The following is a 20,683-nucleotide window of genomic DNA, read 5'->3' as shown; positions in this document are numbered from 1 at the left end:
GGCGACTTCAGTCGCCAAGCGGTGCGCAGCACCGCCATCCTCGGGCTACCGGACTTCGAACAGGAAGGGGTTCTGCGGGTCGGGGAACTGCAGGCGATGGTGTTCCGCAGGTGTCTTGCTGCCGGGTTGCAGGTAGTCCACCCGCAGGCCAATCGGCTCGTTATCGATCGTTTCTTCCAGGTAGGCATTGCGGGGGTAGAGGAAGCTGCCTGCGGGCGCCTGGCGGATGGCGGCACAGGACGCGAACAGCGGGGGCAGGTCGTAGAGCGCCCGATCGTGCACCAGCAGGACCTGGGTGTAGCGGTCGGCGCGGCCGTTGCCCTTGGCGGGCAGCTCCAGGCAATAGGCTTCACCTCTACGCCAGGCCGTGATGCCGTAGAGCTCCTCCGGGTCCATCGACGCCCCGACTCGCCATTGCGCCGGGGCGAGCTCGACGGCTTCGCCCAGTAGCCAGTGGCGTTCACCGATGTCCAGGCGCTGGCCGTCGAAGGCGATCTCGGGCATGCCGGCCGGTGTCGCGTCCGGCAGCTCGCCCGGTACGCTCCATAGCTCGGAGTCGTAGCGCTTCACCGCTGCCGCCATGGCGTTGACCCACAGGCACTGCTGCGCCTCGGTGCAGGCCAGGTGAAGCGGGCTGCCGGGGCCTTCGAAGGTGTTGTCGCCGAGGGAGCGATAGAAGGCTTCATAGCCGTCGAAGCGTGTCGCCTGTGCCTGCGCGAAGGGCAGGGCGGTGCACAGGACGAGTGCCAGGACGTGACGTGGAGGTGGGGTGGGCGACATGGTCCCTGATCTCCGGAAGGCGATGGGCATGCATCCTAGCGAGGCGGCCGGTTTTGCGGGAGCGGTGATTGGCGTGGCGCCAAGTCGCGCACAAAAAAGCCCGCCTGGCGGCGGGCTTTTCCGTTGCGATGGATCAGAGCGCGGCGCGCGGGGCGACCGGGCCGGGACCGTTGGCGATGGTCACTTCCACGCGGCGGTTCAGCGAGCGGGACGAGGCGGTGTCATTGCTGGCCACCGGGTAGTCCTTGCCGAAACCGTGGGTGGTGACGCGCGTCGGGTTCACGCCCATGGCCACCAGGGCGCGACGCACCGAGTCGGCGCGGGCCTGGGACAGGCGCAGGTTGTGGTCGACGGTGCCGGTGTTGTCGGTGAAGCCTTCCACCACCACCTGGCGATCCGGGTTCTGCACCAGGAAGTTGCCCAGTTGCTGGACGTTGTTTATGCCGTTGGGGGTCAGCTCGGCACGGTCCACTTCGAACAGCACGTCGCCCAGGGTCACCACCTGGCCACGGTCGGTCTGCTTGGCCTTGAGCTGGTTGACCAGCACGTCCACCTGCTGGTTGCGGGCATCCAGCTGGGCTTGGGTGCGCTGGGCCGGCGCGTTGGCCAGGGCTTCTTCGGCGGCCTTCTGCTTGATGGTCTGGCGGGCCAGTTCGACGCGCTGGTTGGTGAGGTAGGCGAGCTGGTCGACCTGCACCTGGTCCTGCTTGTCGGCGTAGGCCTGCTCGGCACGGCTCAGCATGTCGCCGGCTTCCTTGGTTTCCAGCGCGGCCAGGGTGCTGGCTTGCGGCTCGGCCTGCAGCTCGGAGTAGTTGCTGCGGGCCTGGTCAAGGTTGGGGTTGGGCTTGGAGGCGCAGGCCACCAGCGCCAGGCTGAGTACGGAGAGGGCGGAAACTGTGATCAGCTTGTTCATGACGGATCATCCTTATCGATGCGGAAAGAGGGCGGCGCGGATCACTGCAGAATGATCGGCTGGCGCGAGCCTTCCTCGCGAATCTGCTGAACGCCCTTCTGGGCGTCTTCCAGGGTTTTCTGGGCCTTGGTGGCCAGGGCCTTGCGCTCGGCGACACGGGCGTCCCACTCGGCCTGCTCGGCGATGCGGCGGGCTTCGTCGTAACGCTCTTCACGCAGCAGGTTCTCGGCCTGGGCCAGCTTGTCCTGGGCGGTCTTCATCTCGACCGGCGCGTATTGCGGGGCACCCGCGCTGACGGCGCTCTTGACCACGGTGTTGGTCACGGCGAACTGCTCGGTGGGCGGATTGCCGGCGCAACCGGCGAGCAGCACGGTGCCGCCTGCGACCAGGGCGGTCATGACTGTTCTGCGAATCGTTACAGCAGGGCTTGTCTTCATGATGTTCAGCTCCATTGGGAATACCACGCCATTTCGTTTCTCATGGCAACTTGCCTACCAGGTGCATGCTTTTGACCGCTACATCGACGATTTTCCGCCAAAAATTCGCCGATCAATGGTTGATGCGCTGGCTTGCCTTTTGTGACAGGGCGCTTTTCGAAAATGTTCAATAAAATTTACGGAGAATGGCTGGAAGCCCCGCAGCGCAAGGCCTGCGGCCGAGAGGTGGATGCGCTGGCACGGCGTTCGAGCGGTGCGAGCCTGTGCGGGAGGATGGCGAGGAAGCTGAAGCGGCCCCCGTTGCGGGGGCCGGGTTCGGGAACCTCAGTGCTCGATGCTGCCCTGCTGCTGTTCGAGCAGGCGCAGGTGCTTGCGTGAAAGGGCGAGGAAGCGTGGCGTGGGGCCGATGTCCTCGAAGAGCGGGTCGCCCTGCTCGTCGGTCGCCACCACCTGGCTGCCCTTGACGTAGGGCAGGCTGGCCTCGAGTTCTTCGAGGGCGCAGCCGAGCAGTTCGCCCAGCAGCTCCTCGATGCTGCGCTTGGGGTACATCTCGTTGAGGGCGGCGAGTCGCGCCGCGGCTTCCACGTCCAGGTGGATGTTGTAGCGGCTGCGGGTCAGGCGGCCCTTGGCGTTGCTTTCCCAATGGCGGATCAGTTCGCGGATCTTCATGGTCACCTCGTGCCGGGCCCGCTCGTGGCGGGCATCTGCTGGAGGTCGGCGGCGTAGACCGTCGGCCGGCGGTCACTTCTGGTGCCCGCCTGTTTTGAGCCTAGCTCGCCGGGGGCCATGCAGCGGCATGGCGTCGCACCCTTGTAAGTCGATGGCGCCCTCGGCACTCTGGACGCTCGACATCTCTCTGGGGAGCCTGTCATGGCGGAAATCGACGCACGCCTGCGCGAAGACGTTCACCTGCTCGGCGAGTTGCTGGGCAACACCATCCGCGCCCAGCAGGGCGAGGCCTTCCTGGACAAGATCGAGCGCATCCGCAAGGGCGCCAAGGCGGCCCGCAAGGGCTCGCGGCAGGGCGAGCAACAGCTCAACGAGGCGCTCGACGGGCTCACGGCCGACGAACTGCTGCCGGTGGCCCGTGCCTTCAACCAGTTCCTCAACCTGGCCAACATCGCCGAGCAGTACCACCGCATCCGCCGGCGTGGGCCGCAGGAACCCGAACTCTTCGAGAACCGCGTGCTGCCCGAGCTGCTGCAGCGCCTGGGCGCCGCCGGCCATTCGCCGGAGCAGCTGGCGCGGCAGGTGGCGCGGCTGGACATCGAGCTGGTGCTGACCGCGCATCCGACCGAGGTGGCGCGGCGCACGCTGATCCAGAAATACGACGCCATGGCCGCGCAGCTGGCGGCCCAGGACCACGGTGACCTCAGCGAGGGCGAGCGGGCGCGGGTGCGTACCGCGTTGGAGCGGCTGATCGCCGAGGCCTGGTTCACCGACGAGATCCGCCGCAGCCGGCCGACGCCGGTGGACGAAGCCAAGTGGGGCTTCGCGGTGATCGAGCATTCCCTCTGGCAGGCGCTGCCGGAATTCCTCCGCCAGACCGACCGCGCGCTGTTCGCCGCCACCGGCCTGCACCTGCCGCTCTCCGCCGCACCGGTGCGCTTCGCCTCGTGGATGGGCGGCGATCGCGACGGCAACCCCAACGTCACCGCGGCGGTGAGCCGCGAGGTGCTGCTGCTGGCGCGCTGGATGGCCGCCGACCTCTACCTGCGCGATGTCGACCACCTGGCCGCCGAGCTGTCCATGCACCAGGCCAGTGATGAGTTGCGGGTGCGCGTGGGCGTGCATCCGGAGCCCTATCGCGCCCTGCTCAAGCAGCTGCGCGAGCGCCTGCGGGCGACCCGGGCCTGGGCCCAGGCGGCGTTGCAGGGCGAGGTGGCGCCCGGCCCCGAGGTGCTGCAGGACAACCAGCAACTGCTCGAACCCCTGGAGCTCTGCTACCACTCGTTGCACGCCTGTGGCATGGGCGTGATCGCCGACGGTGCCTTGCTCGACTGCCTGCGCCGGGCGGCGTGCTTCGGGCTGTTCCTGGTCCGCCTCGACGTGCGCCAGGACTCCGCCCGCCACCGCGCGGCCCTGGCGGAGATCACCGACTACCTCGGCCTGGGCGACTACGCGGCCTGGGACGAAGACGCGCGCCTGGCCTTCCTCCAGCGCGAGCTGGACAACCGCCGGCCGCTGCTGCCGCCGCACTTCCGGCCGTCCGCCGACACCGCCGAAGTACTTGCTACCTGCCGCGTGGTGGCCGCGGCGCCGGCGGCGTCCCTGGGCTCCTATGTCATCTCCATGGCCGGTGCGCCGTCCGATGTGCTGGCCGTGCAACTGCTGCTGAAGGAGGCCGGGCTGCAACGGCCGATCCGCGTGGTGCCGCTGTTCGAGACCCTCGCGGACCTCGACAACGCCGCACCGGCCATCGAGCGGCTGCTCGGGCTGCCCGGCTACCGCTCACGCCTGCATGGCCCGCAGGAGGTGATGATCGGCTACTCCGACTCGGCCAAGGACGCCGGCACCACGGCCGCCGCCTGGGCCCAGTACCGCGCGCAGGAGGCATTGGTGGAAACCTGCCGCCGGCACCAGGTCGAGCTGCTGCTCTTCCATGGCCGTGGCGGCACTGTCGGACGCGGCGGCGGCCCGGCCCACGCGGCGATCCTGTCGCAACCGCCGGGCTCGGTGGCGGGGCGTTTCCGCACCACCGAGCAGGGCGAGATGATCCGCTTCAAGTTCGGCCTGCCGGACATCGCCGTGCAGAACCTCAACCTCTACCTGGCCGCCGTGCTGGAGGCGACCCTGCTGCCGCCGCCGCAACCCGAGCCCGCGTGGCGCGCGGCGATGGACCGCCTGGCCGGCGAAGGCGTGGCCGGCTACCGCGCGGTGGTGCGCGAGCATCCGCAATTCGTCGAGTACTTCCGCCAGGCCACGCCCGAGCAGGAGCTGGGGCGCCTGCCCCTGGGCAGCCGCCCGGCCAAGCGCCGCGCCGGTGGCGTGGAGAGCCTGCGGGCGATCCCCTGGATCTTCGCCTGGACCCAGACCCGGCTGATGCTGCCGGCCTGGCTGGGCTGGGAGCGTGCGTTGCGCAACGCGGTGGAGCGGGGCGAGATGGCGCTGCTGCAGGAGATGCGCGAGCACTGGCCGTTCTTCGCCACCCGCATCGACATGCTGGAAATGGTCCTGGCCAAGGCCGATGCCACCATCGCCGAACGCTATGACATGCGGCTGGTGGAAGAGCGGCTGTTGCCGCTGGGTGCGCATCTACGCGACCTATTGTCGCAGGCCTGTACGACCGTACTAGGCCTGACCGGTCAGTCCGAGCTGCTGGCGTCCAGTCCGGAGACCCGTGAGGCCATCAGTGTGCGCAACACCTACCTCGACCCGTTGCACCTGCTCCAGACGGAGCTTCTGGCCCGTTCCAGGCGCGCGGAAAACGCTGCCGAAGGCCCCCTGGAACAGGCGTTGCTGGTGAGTGTGGCGGGCATCGCGGCGGGGCTCAGGAACACCGGCTGAAGGGGCTTCTTATCCGACTTTCGGTGGCTTGTGCGGCATAGGGGTGCTGTGTATCTTGATCAACCTTTTGGCCGCTCAACGACGCCGAAACCCGATACTGAGATTGGCCCCAAGAGGCGAATCCGAGACTTCAAAACAATCTTGAGGAGCACATCGATGCGCGTGATTCTGCTGGGGGCGCCCGGTGCCGGAAAAGGTACCCAGGCTGGTTTCATCACCAAGAAATTCGCTATTCCGCAAATCTCCACCGGCGACATGCTGCGCGCAGCGGTCAAGGCGGGCACCGAGCTCGGCCTGAAGGCCAAGAGCGTGATGGATGCCGGCGGCCTGGTTTCCGATGACCTGATCATCAACCTGGTCAAGGAGCGCATCGCCCAACCCGACTGCGCCAACGGCTTCCTCTTCGACGGCTTCCCGCGCACCATCCCCCAGGCCGAAGCCCTGAAGGACGCCGGCGTCGCCATCGACCACGTGGTCGAGATCGCCGTGGACGACGAAGAGATCGTCGGCCGCATCGCCGGTCGCCGCGTGCACCCGGCCTCGGGTCGCGTCTACCACACCGAGCACAACCCGCCCAAGGTCGCCGGCAAGGACGACGAAACCGGCGAGGACCTGATCCAGCGCGACGACGACAAGGAAGAGACCGTGCGTCATCGCCTGTCCGTCTACCACTCGCAGACCAAGCCGCTGGTGGACTTCTACCAGAAGCTGTCGGCCGCCCAGGGCACCCCGAAGTACAGCGCCATCGCTGGCGTGGGCAGCGTGGAAGAGATCACCGCCAAGGTGTTCGCCGCGCTTTCCTGATCGATCGACGATCGATTCGACCAACGGCCCGCTTGCGGGCCGTTGGCGTTTATAATGCGCGCCTTTTTCGACCCACCTGGATGCACCGATGACCACCTTGCTGGCCCTGGATACCGCCACCGAAGCCTGTTCCGTCGCCCTGTTGCATGACGGCCGCGTGCTCAGTCACTACGAGGTGATCCCGCGCCAGCATGCCCAGCGCCTGCTGCCGATGATCCAGGACCTGCTGGCCGAGGCCGGTGTCGGCCTGTCCGCCCTGGATGCCATCGCCTTCGGCCGTGGCCCCGGAGCCTTCACCGGCGTGCGCATCGCCGTGGGCGTGGTCCAGGGCCTGGCCTTCGCCCTCGATCGCCCGGTGCTGCCGGTTTCCAACCTCGCCGTGCTGGCCCAGCGTGCCCATCGCGAGCAGGGCGTCGCTCAGGTGGCCGCCGCCATCGACGCGCGCATGGATGAGGTCTACTGGGGCTGCTACCGCCTGGACGCCGGCGAGATGCGCCTGGCCGGCAGCGAGGCGGTGCTGCCGCCCGAGCGCGCGGCGCTGCCCCGCGACGCCCAGGGCGACTGGTTCGGTGCCGGCACCGGCTGGGGCACCTTCGCCGCCCGCCTCCCGGTGGCGGTCAACGGCCAGGCGCCCGACCTGCTGCCCCACGCCCAGGACCTGCTGGCCCTGGCCGCCTTCGCCTGGGCCCGCGGCGAAGCGGTGGTGGCCGACGAAGCGCAGCCGGTTTACCTGCGCGACAACGTCGCCACGCCCAAGGCGCCCCGCTGAGCGGGCTGACCACCGGCAGTGCCGGGCGTCAGGGACGATTGAAAATCCCTGGATGTCCGGCTAGATTCCACCCCATTCGCCGATCCCTTTTCCTGCCTGACTTCCCTTGATGCGCATCGACGGCTTCACCTCATCCATCTCGCTGGATCGCAGCCCCCGCCAGGGCAGCGCGAACACGGCTTTCCGCGAGGTGCAGCGTGAGGTCGAGAGCCGGCGCGACGTGCCGGCCACCCCGGCCAGCACCCAGGGCTTCGAGCAGACCGCCCAGCCGCGCAAGGTCGAGGCCAGCAACGCCAGCAGCAACAGCCTGCCGGCCCGCCCGCAGGACATCGTGCAGCAACGCAACCTGAGCAACCGTGCCTACCAGGCCATGGCCAGCTACGCCTCCACCGCCAGCTTCGCGTCGGAGACCGACGCGCCGGAAGTGCTCGGGCTCGATCTCTACGCCTGATGCTCCCGTACTTCCTCGGCTGCCCGTCCTGGAACGAGCCCGCCTGGCGCGGCAGCTTCTATCCCGCCGACGTGCGCCCCGCCGATACCCTCGAACACTACGCCCGCGTGTTCAATGCGGTGGAAGGCAACACCACCTTCTACGCCAGGCCCTCCGTCGCCACGCTGCAGTTGTGGGCCGAACGCATGCCCGGGCATTTCCGCTTCTGCGCCAAGCTCCCGCGTGACATCAGCCACGAGGGCGACCTGCGCGACCGCATCGGCGCCACCGGTGAGTTCCTGCGCCTGCTCGAGCCCCTGGGCACGCGCGTGGCACCGCTCTGGCTGCAACTGCCGGCGAGCTTCGGGCCGCAGCGCCTGGGCGAGCTGGCGGACTGGCTGGACACCTTTTCCCACCGCGCCATCGCCGTGGAGGTGCGCAACGCCGCGTTCTTCGCCCGGGGCGAGGAGGAGAAGGCCCTCAACCGCCTGCTCCACGCGCGTGGGGTGGAACGCATCTGCCTGGACTCGCGGGCCCTGTTCGCCTGCGAATCCGACGACCCGGCGGTGCTCCACGCGCAATCGAAGAAGCCCCGCGTGCCGGTGCGCCCGACCGCTTTCAGCGCGTCCCCCCAGGTGCGCTTCATCGGTGGTCCGGACCTCGACGCCAACCAGCGCTACCTCGACCCCTGGCTGGACAAGGTGGCCGACTGGATAGGCGAGGGCCTGGTGCCCCATGTCTTCCTGCACACCCCCGACAACCACCTCGCCGCCGCCCAGGCGCAGCGCTTCCATGCCGGGCTGATGAGCCGCCTGCCGGGCCTGCCGCCCTTGGCCGAGAGCGCCTTCGAGGCGGAATCGACGCAACTCGACCTGCTCTGACGCTGTCACTTTCCCCTAGGCGCGGGTTAAGGTCGGGCCTTTGCAACGAGGGAGTGATGCCATGCCGAACCAGGCCCAACGTGCCGAAACCTTCCGCGCCCTGCACCAGGGCGACGGACTTCTCGTATTGCCGAACCCCTGGGATGCCGGGTCGGCGAAAATGCTCGCCGCCCTGGGCTGCCGAGCCCTGGCCACCACCAGTGCCGGGCTGGCCTTCTCCCTGGGCCGGCGTGACGCCGAAGGCGCGGTGAGCCGTGACGAGGCGCTGGCCAACGCCCGCGCCATCGTCGAAGCCACGCCGCTGCCGGTGGCTGCGGACCTGGAGAACGGCTACGGCGACAGCCCCGAGGCCTGCGCCGAGACCCTCCGCCTCGCCGCCGAGGTCGGCCTGGTAGGCGGCTCGATCGAAGACGCCAGCGGCCGCGCCGAGGCGCCCATCTACCCCTTCGAACTGGCCGTCGAGCGTGTGCGGGCCTCGGTGGAGGCGGCGCGCCGCCTGCCGTTCCCCTTCACCTTCGCCGCCCGTGCGGAGAACTTCCTCCACGGCCGACCCGACCTGGATGACACCATCCGCCGCCTGGTGGCCTATGCCGAGGCCGGTGCCGATGTGCTCTACGCGCCGGGGCTGACCACCCGCGAGCAGATCGTCGAAGTGGTGCGCGCGGTGGCGCCCAAGCCGGTCAACCTGCTGGTGGGGTCGCCCGCCTTGAAGGTGGGCCTGGCGGAGCTGGCCGAGCTCGGCGTCAAGCGCGTCAGCCTGGGCTCCAACCTGGCGCGGGTCGCCTACGGCGCGTTCTTCCGCGCGGCGGAGGACCTGCTCTGCGGTGATCTCACGGCCACCCAGCGGGCCATGCCCTTCGACCGCATCAACGACCTGTTCAGGGGCTGAACGGGTGCGCGTGCGCCGGCTGGTCCCCTGGCTGGTCCTGCTGCTGGTGCTCGGTGCACCGCTGGCGGTGTACCAGAAGTGGGTGACGCCGCCGCCGCGCTGGGACCCCTGGGCGCCGCTGGATGTGCGCGAGGCGCCCAACCTGCTGACGCCCTTCAAGCTGATGCGCCTGCAGGCCGACCCGGCGCTGTGCCGCCTGGCATTGCAGACCTCCAGCCTGAAGTACGCGGCGCTGCCGGACAGCTCGCCGGCAGCCGGTTGCCCCATCGAGAACAGCGTGCGCGTCAGCGGCTCGGACCTGGCCTTCAGCAGCAGCTTCATCGCCACCTGCGAGGTGGCCGTGGCCTTCGCCCTGTTCGAACGCCATGGGCTGCAACCCGTCGCCCGCGAACTCTACGGCCAGCCGGTGGCGCGCATCGATCACCTGGGCAGCTTCGCCTGCCGCAACATCGGCGGCACCCAGCGTCGCAGCCAGCACGCCTCGGCCAATGCCCTGGACATCGCCGGCTTCCGCCTGGCCGATGGCCGTCGCATCAGCGTGGCCCGCGACTGGGCCGGCGACGACACCGAGGCGCGCTTCCTGCGCCGGGCGCGCGACGCCGCCTGCGAGCACTTCAACACCACCCTGGGGCCGGACTACAACGCTGCGCACCGGGATCACTTCCATGTCGACATGGGCCTGCTGCGCATGTGCCGCTGAGTGCCGTGCACGGGCGCCTGGCGCCGCGCTCTGGCAAAATGCCGCCCATCTTGGAACAACGGATTCGATCGATGAGCGATGAGCGGGAACAGGCCCGGGTACGTGTCGACGCGCTGGCGCCGCAGCACCAGGCGCGCGCGGCCGAGTGGGCGGCGCGGCTCGGGCTGCCCCAGGGCGGCGAAGCGGATTTCGCCCTGCAGCTGGGTGACGAGGGCCTGCAGCTGGTGGACTTGTCGCCCCAGGCGCCGGGCCCGGTGCGGGTCGACTTCGTCGAAGGCGCGGCGGCCCATCGTCGCCAGTTCGGCGGTGGCGCCGGGCAGATGATCGCCAAGGCGGTGGGCGTGCAGCCGGGCATCCGCCCGCAGGTACTGGATGCCACCGCCGGGCTCGGCCGCGACGCCTTCGTGCTCGCCAGCCTGGGCTGCGAGATGGACCTGATCGAGCGCCAGCCCCTGGTCGCGGCGCTGCTGGAAGATGGCCTGGCCCGCGCCTGCGACGATGCCGAGGTGGCCGCCATCGCCGCCCGCATGCACCTGCACACCGGCAACGCCATCGAACTGATGCAGGGCTGGCAGGGCGAGGCCCCCCAGGTGATCTACCTCGACCCGATGTTCCCGCACCGCGACAAGAGTGCGCTGGTGAAGAAGGAAATGCGCCTGTTCCGCCCGCTGGTGGGCGACGACCTGGACGCCCCGGCGCTGCTCGCCGCTGCCCTGGCACTGGCGACCCACCGGGTGGTGGTGAAGCGCCCGCGCAAGGCGCCGATCATCGAGGGGACCAAGCCCAGCTACGCGCTGGAGGGCAAGTCCAGCCGCTACGACATCTATCCGAAGAAGGCCCTGAGCAAGGGCTGATCGCAAGGGAAGGGACTCCATGGACGACGCCATCCGCTGCCCCATCCGCCGCACCCTCGCGCAACTGCCCTGGGTCGGTGATGACCGCGCCGGCGCCCGCCACTGGCTGGCGATGCAGCGCGACCCGCTGGCCTGGCTGCAGAACGTGCACGCCGAGCAGCCGGACATGGCGGTCACGCGCATGGGGCTGAGCCGGCTCTGGTGCCTGTTCCACCCCCGGGCGGTGCAGGAGCTGATGGTCGATCACCGCGAACACCTGAAACGCTGGGAACCCAGCCTGTGCATGATGCGCCAGTGGAACGGGCGCAGTTTCATGATGCGCGAGGGCGAGCCGGCCCGTGAAAGGCGCAAGGAGGTGCGACCGCATATCGCCGCGCCGGCGCCGGGCGAGATCCTGCGCCTGGCGGAGCGCTGGGGCGAAGGCATCGAGGATGGCGCCGAGCGTGATCTCGACCTGGAGATGGCGGCCTACAGCGTCACCCTCACCGGGCGCGCGCTCTTCGATATCGACCTGGAGAACGACGCCTTCCGCGTGGCCCGCGCGGTGCGCCTGCTGTCGCGGGTGGCGCTGCTGGAGACCAGCACCGGCATCCCCCTGGGGCACTGGTTCCCCAGCAAGCTGTGCCCGCGCAAGCGCTGGGCGCTGGCGCAGCTGCAGGAGGTGGTGGGGCGCTGCGCTGACGAATCACTCCGCCCGCTGGCGGTGCAGCGCGACGAGTTGGCCACCTTGCTGATGGCGGGGCACCAGTCCACCGGCGCCACCCTGACCTGGGCACAGCTGTTGCTGGCGCAGAACCCGGCGGTGCGCGAGGCGCTGCGGGATGAACTCAAGGGCCTGGACTGGAGCCAGGTGCAGGGCATGGCCGACCTGCGCCAGTGCCCGCTGCTGCGGGCGGTGATCCAGGAGAGCCTGCGCATCTACCCGCCGGCCTACGGGCTGGTGCCCCGGCAGCTCACGGCGGATGTGGAGGTGTTCGGCCAGGCGCTGAAGAAGGGCGACATCGTCATGCTGTCGAGCTGGATCACCCATCGCGACCCGCGCTGGTTCGAGGCGCCGCTGGAGTTCCGCCCGCAGCGCTTCATCGAACCTTCGACCTGGCCGAAGGGCGCCTACTTCCCCTTCGGGCTCGGGGACCGCGCCTGCCCGGGAACGGCGATGGCGATGATGGACCTGGCGGTGTCGCTGGCCTGGTGGGTCGAGCACTGGGACGTCGAGCCGCTCGGCCCGGTGGAGCCGCAGGGCTGGTTCTCCCTGCGGCCCAGGCGTGCAAGGGTCAGGTTCGTGCGGCGGGGGTGATTTCCGTGCCGTAGGCGCGCAGGAACAGCTCCACCACTTCCTGCACGTGCTGCTCGGCCTCTTCGCCCTCCAGCGGCGCGCCGCAGCCGATCAGCAGGCGGAAGTTCTGCCCGCCCTTGATCAGGCAGAAGAAGTGCTCGGCGGCGTTGATCGGCTTGTCGATGCGCAGCTTGCCGGCCTTGTCCGCCTGGATCAGCAAGCGCTCCATCTCGTTGAGGATCTGCTGCGGACCGGCATCGAAGAACAGTTTCGAGAGCTTCGGGTCCTGGTTGCCCAGGGTCACCATCAGGCGGTGCAGCTCGATGGATTCGCTGCTGTTGATCAGCGCCTGGAAACCCATGCCGATGTTGCGTAGCACAGTCTCGATGGTCCCACCCAGGGGCAGTTCGAACAGCAGCTCCGGCAGCTGCTCCATGCACTTGGCCTTCACCGCCGCGGAGAACAGCGTCTCCTTGTCGGTGAAATGGCTGTACACGGTGAGCTTGGAGACCCCGGCCTCGGCGGCGATGGCGTCCATGCTGCTGCCGTCGTAGCCCTTGCTGAGGAACAGCGACTTGGCCGCCTCGAGGATCGCCGCACGCTTGGCGGGGTCCTTCGGGCGACCGGGGCCGCTGGCTTGTAAAGATTTGTCTGACATTCGCGTTTAAATACTGGACTGGTGAGTTTGCTATTTTTACTATACCCGGCAGTATAAATATTCCAACAGCACTTCGCGAAAGGTCATACACCATGTTCCGCCATGTCCTGCCCCTCGCTCTGCCTCTGACACTCTCTTTGCTCGTCGGTGCCTGCGGCAATGACGAGACCGTCCAGCAATCGATACGCCCGGCGATGGTGGTGCAACCGCAGCCCGCTGGCGATGCGATGGTGACCTACCCGGGCGAAGTGCGCGCCAGGCTGGAGCCGGAACTGGCCTTCCGCATCGGCGGCAAGATCACCCGCCGCCTGGTGGAGGTGGGCGACCGGGTCAAGGCCGAGCAGCCCCTGGCCGAGCTCGACCCGCAGGACGTGCGCCTGCAACTGGAAGCCTCCCGCGCCCAGGTCGCCGCCGCCGAGGCCAACCTCAAGCTGGTGCGTGCCGAGCGCGACCGCTACAAGACGCTGCTGGACCGCAAGCTGATCAGCCAGTCGCAGTTCGACAACGTCGAGAACCAGTACCGCTCAGGCGAAGCGCGGGTGAAACAGATCCAGGCCGAATACAACGTCGCCAGCAACCAGGCGGGCTACGCCGTGCTGCGTGCTTCGCAGAACGGCGTGATCGCCACCCGCCGCGCCGAAGTGGGCCAGGTGGTGGCGGCCGGGCAGACCGTCTTCACCCTGGCGGCCGACGGCGAGCGCGAAGTGCTGATCAGCCTGCCGGAACACGCCATCGACCGCTTCAAGATCGGCCAGGCAGTGGCCGTCGAACTCTGGTCGCAGCCCGACAAGCGCTTCCCAGGGCGCATCCGCGAACTCTCGCCGGCCGCCGACCAGCAGTCGCGCACCTTCGCCGCGCGCATCGCCTTCACCGCCGGCGAGGTGCCCGCCGAACTGGGCCAGAGCGCCCGCGTGTACATCCAGGCCAACGGCGAGGTGCCGCTCTCGGTGCCGCTCTCGGCGCTCACCGCCGAAGCCGGTGCGCCCTACGTCTGGGTGGTGAACCCGGACAGCTCGAAGATCGAACGCCGCCCCGTGCGCGTCGGTCCCTACGGCGAGGACCGGGTGCCGGTGCTCGAAGGCCTGAAGCCCGAGGACTGGGTGGTCGCCGCCGGTGTCCAGGTGCTGCGCGAAGGCCAGGAAGTCCGCCCCGTGGACCGCGCCAACCGCGCGGTGAAGCTGATCGCCAAGGAGTAGGGCCGAGTGAACTTCAACCTTTCCGCCTGGGCGCTGAAGAACCGTCAGATCGTCCTCTACATCATGCTGCTGCTGGGCATAGTCGGCGCCATCTCCTACACCAAGCTGGGGCAGAGCGAAGACCCGCCCTTCACCTTCAAGGCCATGGTGATCCGCACCAACTGGCCCGGCGCCAGCGCCGAGGAGGTTTCCCGCCAGGTCACCGAGCGCATCGAGAAGAAGCTCATGGAGACCGGCGAATACGACCGCATCGTGTCGTTCTCGCGGCCGGGCGAGTCGCAGGTGACCTTCCTCGCACGGGACTCGATGCATTCCAACGAAATCCCCGAGCTCTGGTACCAGGTGCGCAAGAAGGTGAGCGACATCCGCCACACCTTGCCCCAGGGCATCCAGGGGCCGTTCTTCAACGACGAGTTCGGCACCACCTTCGGCAACATCTATGCGCTGACCGGCGAGGGCTTCGACTACGCCGTGCTCAAGGACTACGCCGACCGCATCCAGCTGCAACTGCAGCGGGTCAAGGATGTGGGCAAGGTCGAGCTGCTCGGCCTGCAGGACGAGAAGATCTGGATCGAACTCTCCAACACCAAGGCCGCCACCCTCGGCCTGCCGCTGGCCGCCGTGCAGCAGGCGCTGGAGGAGCAGAACGCGGTGGCCGCCGCCGGCTTCTTCGAGACGGCCAGCGACCGCGTGCAGCTTCGCGTCAGCGGGCGCTTCGATTCGGTGAAGGAGATCCGCGACTTCCCCATCCGCGTGGGCGACCGCACCTTCCGCATCGGCGACGTCGCCGACGTGCATCGCGGCTTCAACGACCCGCCCGCGCCGCGCATGCGCTTCATGGGCGAGAACGCCATCGGCCTCGCGGTCTCGATGAAGGCGGGTGGCGACATCCTGATCCTCGGCCAGGCCCTGGAGGGCGAGTTCGCCCGCCTGCAGGAAACCCTCCCGGCCGGCATGCAGCTGCGCAAGGTCTCCGACCAGCCGGCGGCGGTGAAGACCGGCGTGGGCGAGTTCGTCCGCGTGCTCACCGAGGCGCTGATCATCGTGCTGCTGGTGAGCTTCTTCTCCCTGGGCCTGCGCACCGGCCTGGTGGTGGCGTTGTCGATCCCGCTGGTGCTGGCGATGACCTTCGCCGCCATGTACTACCTGGGCATCGGCCTGCACAAGATTTCCCTCGGCGCGCTGGTATTGGCGCTGGGCCTGCTGGTGGACGACGCGATCATCGCGGTGGAGATGATGGCCATCAAGATGGAGCAGGGCTACGACCGGCTCAAGGCGGCCAGCTACGCCTGGACCAGCACGGCCTTCCCCATGCTCACCGGCACCCTGATCACCGCCGCCGGCTTCCTGCCCATCGCCACCGCGCAATCGGGCACCGGCGAGTACACCCGTTCGATCTTCCAGGTGGTGACCATCGCCCTGCTGGTGTCCTGGGTCGCCGCCGTGGTGTTCGTGCCCTACCTGGGTGACCGCCTGCTGCCGGACCTGGCCAAGCGCCACGCCGAGAAGCACGGCGGCAGCGGCGCCCACGACCCCTACGCGACGCCCTTCTACCAGCGCGTGCGGCGCGTGGTGGAGTGGTGCGTGCGCCGGCGCAAGACGGTGATCGTCCTCACCCTGGCGGCCTTCGTCGCCGCCATCGCCCTGTTCCGCTTCGTGCCCCAGCAGTTCTTCCCGGCCTCCGGGCGCCTGGAGCTGATGGTCGACCTCAAGCTGGGCGAGGGCTCCTCGCTGAGCAACACCGAGGCCGAGGTGACGCGCCTGGAGAAACTGATCAAGGAACACCCGGGCGTGGATAACTACGTGGCCTATGTGGGCACCGGTTCACCGCGCTTCTACCTGCCGCTGGACCAGCAACTGCCGGCGGCGAGCTTCGCCCAGTTCGTGGTGCTGGCCAAGACCATCGAGGACCGCGAGGCCCTGCGCAGCTGGCTGATCCAGACCCTCAACGACGAGTTCCCCAGCCTGCGCACCCGCGTCTCGCGCCTGGAGAACGGCCCGCCGGTGGGCTACCCGGTGCAGTTCCGCGTTTCCGGCGAGCACATCGACGAGGTACGCGCCTACGCGCGCAAGGTGGCCGACAAGGTGCGCGAGAACCCCCACGTGGTGAACGTGCACCTGGACTGGGAAGAGCCGAGCAAGGTGGTGCGCCTGAACATCGACCAGGACCGCGCCCGTGCCCTGGGCGTGAGCACCGCCGACCTGTCGCGCTTCCTGCAGAGCTCGCTCACCGGCTCCACGGTCAGCCAGTTCCGCGAGGACAACGAGCTGATCGACATCCTCCTGCGCGGCACCCCGCGCGAGCGACAGGAGCTGGCGCTGCTGCCGAGCCTGGCGGTGCCCACCGACAGCGGCAAGAGCGTGCCCCTGTCGCAGATCGCCACCCTGGAGTACGGCTTCGAGGAAGGCATCATCTGGCACCGCAATCGCCTGCCGACGGTGACCGTGCGCGCCGACATCTACGACAAGTCGCTGCCGGCGAGCCTGGTGGCGCAGATCCTGCCGACCCTGGAGCCGATCCGCGCCGAACTGCCCGATGGCTACCTGCTGGACGTGGGCGGCACGGTGGAGGACTCGGCCCGTGGTCAGAAATCGGTGAATGCCGGTGTGCCGCTGTTCATCGTCGTGGTGCTGACGCTGCTGATGCTGCAGCTCAAGAGCTTCTCGCGCTCGGCGATGGTGTTCCTCACCGCGCCCCTGGGGCTGATCGGGGTGACCCTGTTCCTCCTGGTGTTCCGCCAGCCGTTCGGCTTCGTGGCCATGCTCGGCACCATCGCCCTGGCGGGGATGATCATGCGCAACTCGGTGATCCTGGTGGACCAGATCGAGCAGGACATCGCCGCCGGCCTGGACAAGTGGCACGCGATCATCGAAGCCACGGTGCGCCGCTTCCGGCCCATCGTGCTCACCGCCCTGGCGGCGGTACTGGCGATGATCCCGCTGTCGCGCAGCGTGTTCTTCGGCCCGATGGCGGTGGCCATCATGGGCGGCCTGATCGTCGCCACCGCGCTGACCCTGCTGTTCCTGCCGGCGCTCTATGCGGCCTGGTTCCGGGTCAAGGAAGTGCCCAGGGCCTGACGGGAAGGCCATCCGCATGGGGTTCGCTGCGCTCTACCCATCCTACGGTTCCGACGGGCCATAGGTTGGGCCGAGGTACGAAGCCCAACGTTGCGATGCCAGCCCCGGCACCGCTCGTTGGGCTTCAATCCATGCGTTCACATCACCGTCATCCCCGCGAAGGCGGGGACCCACTGGACAGCGCCCCGCCGGGGCTCTCCTCGTACATCCCATCCAGCAGCGCCGCGAAGTTGCGCTCCACCACCGGGCGCTTGAGCTTCTGCGTGGGCGTGAGCTCGTCCTGCTCCTGGCTGAGCAGGCGCGGCAGCAGCGCCCAGGCCTTGATCCGCTCCACCTGCGACAGCTCGGCGTTGATCGTATCGACGTGCCCCTGCAGCTCCGCCAGCAGCGCCGGTGCCTGCAGCCAGGCCTCGGCATCGCCCGCCAGGCCCTGGCGTTTCGCCCAGATGGCCAGGCTTTGCGGCTCCAGGGCGAGGAGGGCGCTGAGGTGCTTGCGGCGGTCGCCGTGCACCAGGGCCTGCTCCACCAGGGGATGCTGCTTGAGGCGCGCCTCGATGGGCGTCGGCGCGATGTTCTTGCCGCCGGCGGTGATGATCAGCTCCTTCTTGCGCCCGGTCAGCCAGAGGTGGCCGGCGGCGTCCAGCCGGCCCAGGTCGCCGGTGCGCAGCCAGCCGTCGAGGGTGAAGGCCTCGGCGGTCTTCTCCGGTTGCTGGAAATAGCCCTGGAACACCTGCGGCCCACGCACCAGCACCTCGCCGTCATCGGCGATGCGCACCTCGACGCCTTGCAGGGGGCGGCCCACCGAGCCGGCCTTGGCCAACCCGGCTTCGTTGCTGGTGAGGAAGGCGGTGGACTCGGACATGCCCCAGCCTTCGCAGAGCGGCACGCCGAGGGCGGTGAAGAAGGCCACCAGTTCGGCATCGAGTGGGGCGCCACCGCTGACCAGGGCGCGGATGCGCGCGCCGAACAGGCGCTGGCGCAGGCCATCCAGCACCAGGCGCCGGGCTAGCAGCAGGCGCAGGCCGCCGCGCTGGCGGGCGCCGGTGCGCAATGCCCAGTCGAGCACGCGGCGTTTACCGGGCGACAGGGCCTCACGCTGGGCCATGACCGCCCCGTGCAGCTTCTCGAAGAGCCGGGGCACGCTGCCGAAGAAGTCCGGCTGTACCTCGGCGATGGCCTGGGGCACGTCGTTGATGTCCGGCACGTAGGCGGCCTGGGCGCCGCACCAGAGGCGCTGGTACTGGCCGATCACCCGCTCCCCGACATGGGCCATGGGCAGGAAGGCGAGCCCGGTGTAGCGCTGCGGTGGCAACGGGTAGGCAGCGACGGCGGCGAGGAGGTTGCCGTGGCTGAGCATGGCCGCCTTGGGTTCGCCCGTGGTGCCGGAGGTGAACACCAGGTTGGCCAGGGACGTGCGCTCCAGTGCCTGCCAGCGTCGACGAACCTGATCGGCCGGTACGTCGTTGCCTGCGGCGATGAAGGCGTCCAGGGCCGCAAGCCCGTCGCCGTCCATGGCGACGACGCGCAGGCCCGGCAAGGCCAGGCCCTGCGCCTGTCCCGGTCGCTCGACGAACAGCAGCCGGCAGCCGGCACGCTGCAACTGCTGGGTCGCCTGGGCCGGGGTGAGGCTCGGGTAGAGGCCGACGCTGGTGGCGCCGGCCATGAGTACGGCGAAATCCAGCAGGCTCCACTCCAGGCGGGTGCGGCTCCAGATCGCCACGCGGTCACCGGGCTCGACACCGGCGGCGACCAGGGCCCTGGCCAGGGCCTCGCTGCGGCGGGCCATTTCGCCCCAGTCGAGGCTGCGCCAGGCATCGGCGTGGCGAACCTGGGCGGCGGGCCAGTCGGGCGTGCGCTCGGCGCGCCAGGCGAGGAGGGCGGGGATGCTGGGAAGATCGGCCGGCGGTTGTTGCGTCGTCATCGAACACCTCCTGTACTCGTGGGACGGCGGGGGCTCAGGGAATGGGCTGGCCCGAGTCGCGCTCCTTCACCGCCTGGGCGAACCCGACTTCCTCGCAACGCGCCTTGAAGCGCACGCCCTCCGGGCTGTGGCGGGTGATGCCGTCGAAGAGTGTGGCGAACATCTGCGTGGTTTCCAGGCCCATGTTGTGGAAGGCCTGGTTGATCATCAGCTTCTGCATCATCAGTTGGTTGCGGGGGATGCCCTGCATGCGCGCGGTCAGTGCTTGCACCGCCGCGTCCAGCTCGGCCAACGGCACGCTCTGGTAGACCAGGCCCAGGCGCTGGGCCTCGCGGCCGTCGATGAGGTCGCCTGTCAGCAGCATGCGCTTGGCCTTCTCCGGGCCCAGCCGGTAGACCCACATCGCCGTGGTCGGGCAGCCCCAGACCCGCGCCGGCGGGTAGCCGATCACCGCCTCGTCGGCCATCAGGATCAGGTCGCAGCACAGGGCGATGTCGCTGCCGCCGGCCACCGCCGGGCCGTGCACCTTGGCGATCACCGGCTTGTAGCTGCGGAACAGGCTCATGAAGTGCTCGGTGTTCTTCTTCATCAGCGCGTAGTCGACCATCGGGTCCCAGGGCATTTCCTGGCTGCCGTAGATGCCGCGCGGGTTCTCGGCGAAGAACTTCAGGTCGTAGCCACTGCAGAAGCCCCGCCCGGCCCCGGTGAGGACGATGACGTGCACGGCGTCGTCGGCGTTGGCGCGCAGCACGGCGGCTTCCAGGTCGGCGGGCAGGCGGTCGTCGATGGCGTTGAGACGCTCCGGCCTGTTCAGGGTGAGGGTGGCGATGCGGCCGTCGACCGCGTAGTGGACGGTGGAGTCGGTCATGGGAATGCTCCGTTGGTTTTTATTGGATCGGGGCTTGGCGTGTCGGGAGAAATAAGTAAACTGAATTCACTTTTTCTGTCCAGCGCTTTATCGAGAACCCCATGACCGATCTTTCCCCCAAGGCCCAGAGAACCCGCGCCAGCCTGATGGACGCCGCCCGAGACGAGCTGCTCGAGCTCGGCGGCGGCCTTGAGGTGGGGCGTGTGGCGGAGCGGGCGGGTGTCTCGGTCGGCCTGATCTACCGCTACTTCGCCTCGCGTGCGGGGCTGCTGGCAGCGGTGGCGGAGGATTTCCACGACCGCTACCAGGCCGAGGTGATGGCGGCCGACCCGCTGCCGGGCGCCGAGGACTGGTGCAGCCGCGAGGAACAACGGGTGCGCCGCGCGGTGCAGTTCGTCTACGGCGAGCCCCTGGCGCCGCTGCTGCTCGTGAGCCTGGCACGGGAGCCGGAGGTGGCCGCGCTGGAGGCCCGGCGCATCGCCGAGAACGTTCGCCAGGGTGCCGACAACATCCGCCGTGGCCAGGCCGCCGGGCAGCTGAACGCGGGCCTCGACCCGGAGCTGGTCTCGGCGATGATCCTCGGCGGCATGCACCAGGCATTGCTTGAGGCGCTCGGCCGCTCACCGCGACCGCCGGCGGAGCAGCTGTCGCGCCAGCTCTGGCATTTCATCCGTGGCGCGCTGGCGCCACTCCAGCCGACATGACCCCAACACCAAGAAGAG

Annotated in this window: 20 protein-coding genes; 13 read left to right on the top strand and 7 right to left on the bottom strand. The window is 69.0% G+C overall.

Annotated elements, in window-relative coordinates; genetic code table 11:
• Nucleotides 1-45: 45 nt before the first annotated feature.
• The 3 genes from HSX14_RS23775 to HSX14_RS23765 form a co-directional block, all read right to left on the bottom strand.
• Nucleotides 46-780: a hypothetical protein gene (locus HSX14_RS23775; protein WP_173176105.1), complete on the bottom strand. Its 735-nt coding sequence runs from the start codon at nt 778-780 to the stop codon at nt 46-48.
• Between the two features lie 133 nt (nt 781-913).
• Complete coding sequence (locus HSX14_RS23770) at nt 914-1,693, bottom strand: OmpA family protein (RefSeq protein WP_173176107.1); 780 nt, start codon at nt 1,691-1,693, stop codon at nt 914-916.
• 41 nt (nt 1,694-1,734) lie between these two features.
• Nucleotides 1,735-2,145 carry a DUF4398 domain-containing protein gene (locus tag HSX14_RS23765; RefSeq protein ID WP_173176109.1) on the bottom strand — a complete coding sequence of 137 codons (411 nt, stop codon included), beginning with the start codon at nt 2,143-2,145 and terminating at the stop codon, nt 1,735-1,737.
• Between HSX14_RS23765 and HSX14_RS23760 the strand changes: the two genes are divergently transcribed.
• Nucleotides 2,090-2,275, top strand: a complete 186-nt coding sequence (locus HSX14_RS23760) for a hypothetical protein (RefSeq protein ID WP_173175931.1) — start codon at nt 2,090-2,092, stop codon at nt 2,273-2,275. The two genes, HSX14_RS23765 and HSX14_RS23760, sit on opposite strands and share 56 nt — an antisense overlap.
• 179 nt (nt 2,276-2,454) lie before the next feature.
• Here the strand turns inward: HSX14_RS23760 and HSX14_RS23755 are convergent, their stop codons facing one another.
• Nucleotides 2,455-2,799 (bottom strand): pilin assembly protein, encoded by a 345-nt coding sequence (locus HSX14_RS23755; RefSeq protein WP_173176111.1) that lies wholly within the window; start codon nt 2,797-2,799, stop codon nt 2,455-2,457.
• A gap of 201 nt (nt 2,800-3,000) precedes the next feature.
• Here HSX14_RS23755 and ppc point away from each other — a divergent pair, with 201 nt between their 5' ends.
• The 9 genes from ppc to HSX14_RS23710 all read left to right on the top strand — a co-directional run bounded on the left by ppc (nt 3,001) and on the right by HSX14_RS23710 (nt 12,261).
• Nucleotides 3,001-5,637: a phosphoenolpyruvate carboxylase gene (ppc, locus tag HSX14_RS23750; protein WP_173176113.1), complete on the top strand. Its 2,637-nt coding sequence runs from the start codon at nt 3,001-3,003 to the stop codon at nt 5,635-5,637.
• A 156-nt stretch (nt 5,638-5,793) separates the two neighbouring features.
• Nucleotides 5,794-6,441, top strand: coding sequence for an adenylate kinase (gene adk / locus HSX14_RS23745; protein WP_111262289.1), 648 nt, complete (start codon nt 5,794-5,796; stop codon nt 6,439-6,441).
• A gap of 88 nt (nt 6,442-6,529) precedes the next feature.
• Nucleotides 6,530-7,210: a tRNA (adenosine(37)-N6)-threonylcarbamoyltransferase complex dimerization subunit type 1 TsaB gene (tsaB, locus tag HSX14_RS23740; RefSeq protein WP_173176115.1), complete on the top strand. Its 681-nt coding sequence runs from the start codon at nt 6,530-6,532 to the stop codon at nt 7,208-7,210.
• A 109-nt stretch (nt 7,211-7,319) separates the two neighbouring features.
• A complete protein-coding gene (locus tag HSX14_RS23735; RefSeq protein ID WP_111262287.1) occupies nt 7,320-7,661 on the top strand; it encodes a hypothetical protein in 342 nt (113 codons plus the stop codon).
• Nucleotides 7,661-8,521, top strand: coding sequence for a DUF72 domain-containing protein (locus tag HSX14_RS23730; RefSeq protein WP_173176117.1), 861 nt, complete (start codon nt 7,661-7,663; stop codon nt 8,519-8,521). The genes HSX14_RS23735 and HSX14_RS23730 overlap by 1 nt, the downstream gene beginning before the upstream one ends.
• Nucleotides 8,522-8,582: 61 nt before the next feature.
• Complete coding sequence (locus HSX14_RS23725) at nt 8,583-9,410, top strand: isocitrate lyase/PEP mutase family protein (protein WP_173176119.1); 828 nt, start codon at nt 8,583-8,585, stop codon at nt 9,408-9,410.
• A 4-nt stretch (nt 9,411-9,414) separates the two neighbouring features.
• Nucleotides 9,415-10,110 (top strand): extensin-like domain-containing protein, encoded by a 696-nt coding sequence (locus HSX14_RS23720; protein WP_373874640.1) that lies wholly within the window; start codon nt 9,415-9,417, stop codon nt 10,108-10,110.
• Between the two features lie 71 nt (nt 10,111-10,181).
• Nucleotides 10,182-10,964, top strand: coding sequence for a class I SAM-dependent methyltransferase (locus HSX14_RS23715; RefSeq protein ID WP_173176123.1), 783 nt, complete (start codon nt 10,182-10,184; stop codon nt 10,962-10,964).
• A 19-nt stretch (nt 10,965-10,983) separates the two neighbouring features.
• Entirely contained in the window at nt 10,984-12,261 is a 1,278-nt protein-coding gene (locus HSX14_RS23710; RefSeq protein WP_173176125.1) for a cytochrome P450, read from the top strand.
• Here HSX14_RS23710 and HSX14_RS23705 read toward each other — a convergent pair.
• Nucleotides 12,239-12,898, bottom strand: a complete 660-nt coding sequence (locus tag HSX14_RS23705; RefSeq protein ID WP_173176127.1) for a TetR/AcrR family transcriptional regulator — start codon at nt 12,896-12,898, stop codon at nt 12,239-12,241. The two genes, HSX14_RS23710 and HSX14_RS23705, sit on opposite strands and share 23 nt — an antisense overlap.
• A 92-nt stretch (nt 12,899-12,990) precedes the next feature.
• On the opposite strand from HSX14_RS23705, the gene HSX14_RS23700 reads away from it, so the two are divergent.
• A complete protein-coding gene (locus tag HSX14_RS23700) occupies nt 12,991-14,094 on the top strand; it encodes an efflux RND transporter periplasmic adaptor subunit (RefSeq protein ID WP_173176129.1) in 1,104 nt (367 codons plus the stop codon).
• A 6-nt stretch (nt 14,095-14,100) separates the two neighbouring features.
• Entirely contained in the window at nt 14,101-17,172 is a 3,072-nt protein-coding gene (locus HSX14_RS23695) for an efflux RND transporter permease subunit (protein ID WP_173176131.1), read from the top strand.
• Nucleotides 17,173-17,320: 148 nt separating this feature from the next.
• Here the strand turns inward: HSX14_RS23695 and HSX14_RS23690 are convergent, their stop codons facing one another.
• Both HSX14_RS23690 and HSX14_RS23685 read right to left on the bottom strand, forming a co-directional pair.
• Entirely contained in the window at nt 17,321-19,093 is a 1,773-nt protein-coding gene (locus HSX14_RS23690) for an AMP-dependent synthetase/ligase (RefSeq protein WP_173176133.1), read from the bottom strand.
• 34 nt (nt 19,094-19,127) lie between these two features.
• Nucleotides 19,128-19,961: a crotonase/enoyl-CoA hydratase family protein gene (locus HSX14_RS23685; protein ID WP_111261698.1), complete on the bottom strand. Its 834-nt coding sequence runs from the start codon at nt 19,959-19,961 to the stop codon at nt 19,128-19,130.
• 101 nt (nt 19,962-20,062) lie between these two features.
• Here HSX14_RS23685 and HSX14_RS23680 point away from each other — a divergent pair, with 101 nt between their 5' ends.
• The gene (locus HSX14_RS23680; RefSeq protein WP_173176135.1) at nt 20,063-20,665 is read left to right on the top strand and encodes a TetR/AcrR family transcriptional regulator; all 603 of its coding nucleotides are present in this window, start codon (nt 20,063-20,065) and stop codon (nt 20,663-20,665) included.
• Nucleotides 20,666-20,683 lie beyond the last annotated feature (18 nt).

Source organism: Pseudomonas tohonis, assembly GCF_012767755.2.
GTDB lineage: Bacteria > Pseudomonadota > Gammaproteobacteria > Pseudomonadales > Pseudomonadaceae > Metapseudomonas > Metapseudomonas tohonis.
This window is presented reverse-complemented; position numbering and strand designations above follow the sequence as displayed.

Bases quoted from the DNA above. Each gene is read 5' to 3' on its own strand.
- HSX14_RS23730 (WP_173176117.1), top strand. From the start codon at position 7,661: ATGCTCCCGTACTTCCTCGGCTGCCCGTCCTGGAACGAGCCCGCCTGG.
- HSX14_RS23770 (WP_173176107.1), bottom strand. From the start codon at position 1,693: ATGAACAAGCTGATCACAGTTTCCGCCCTCTCCGTACTCAGCCTGGCG.
- HSX14_RS23705 (WP_173176127.1), bottom strand. From the start codon at position 12,898: ATGTCAGACAAATCTTTACAAGCCAGCGGCCCCGGTCGCCCGAAGGAC.
- HSX14_RS23735 (WP_111262287.1), top strand. From the start codon at position 7,320: ATGCGCATCGACGGCTTCACCTCATCCATCTCGCTGGATCGCAGCCCC.
- HSX14_RS23690 (WP_173176133.1), bottom strand. From the start codon at position 19,093: ATGACGACGCAACAACCGCCGGCCGATCTTCCCAGCATCCCCGCCCTC.
- HSX14_RS23760 (WP_173175931.1), top strand. From the start codon at position 2,090: ATGACTGTTCTGCGAATCGTTACAGCAGGGCTTGTCTTCATGATGTTC.
- HSX14_RS23685 (WP_111261698.1), bottom strand. From the start codon at position 19,961: ATGACCGACTCCACCGTCCACTACGCGGTCGACGGCCGCATCGCCACC.
- adk (WP_111262289.1), top strand. From the start codon at position 5,794: ATGCGCGTGATTCTGCTGGGGGCGCCCGGTGCCGGAAAAGGTACCCAG.
- HSX14_RS23775 (WP_173176105.1), bottom strand. From the start codon at position 780: ATGTCGCCCACCCCACCTCCACGTCACGTCCTGGCACTCGTCCTGTGC.
- HSX14_RS23710 (WP_173176125.1), top strand. From the start codon at position 10,984: ATGGACGACGCCATCCGCTGCCCCATCCGCCGCACCCTCGCGCAACTG.
- tsaB (WP_173176115.1), top strand. From the start codon at position 6,530: ATGACCACCTTGCTGGCCCTGGATACCGCCACCGAAGCCTGTTCCGTC.
- ppc (WP_173176113.1), top strand. From the start codon at position 3,001: ATGGCGGAAATCGACGCACGCCTGCGCGAAGACGTTCACCTGCTCGGC.
- HSX14_RS23725 (WP_173176119.1), top strand. From the start codon at position 8,583: ATGCCGAACCAGGCCCAACGTGCCGAAACCTTCCGCGCCCTGCACCAG.
- HSX14_RS23755 (WP_173176111.1), bottom strand. From the start codon at position 2,799: ATGAAGATCCGCGAACTGATCCGCCATTGGGAAAGCAACGCCAAGGGC.
- HSX14_RS23680 (WP_173176135.1), top strand. From the start codon at position 20,063: ATGACCGATCTTTCCCCCAAGGCCCAGAGAACCCGCGCCAGCCTGATG.
- HSX14_RS23700 (WP_173176129.1), top strand. From the start codon at position 12,991: ATGTTCCGCCATGTCCTGCCCCTCGCTCTGCCTCTGACACTCTCTTTG.
- HSX14_RS23765 (WP_173176109.1), bottom strand. From the start codon at position 2,145: ATGGAGCTGAACATCATGAAGACAAGCCCTGCTGTAACGATTCGCAGA.
- HSX14_RS23715 (WP_173176123.1), top strand. From the start codon at position 10,182: ATGAGCGATGAGCGGGAACAGGCCCGGGTACGTGTCGACGCGCTGGCG.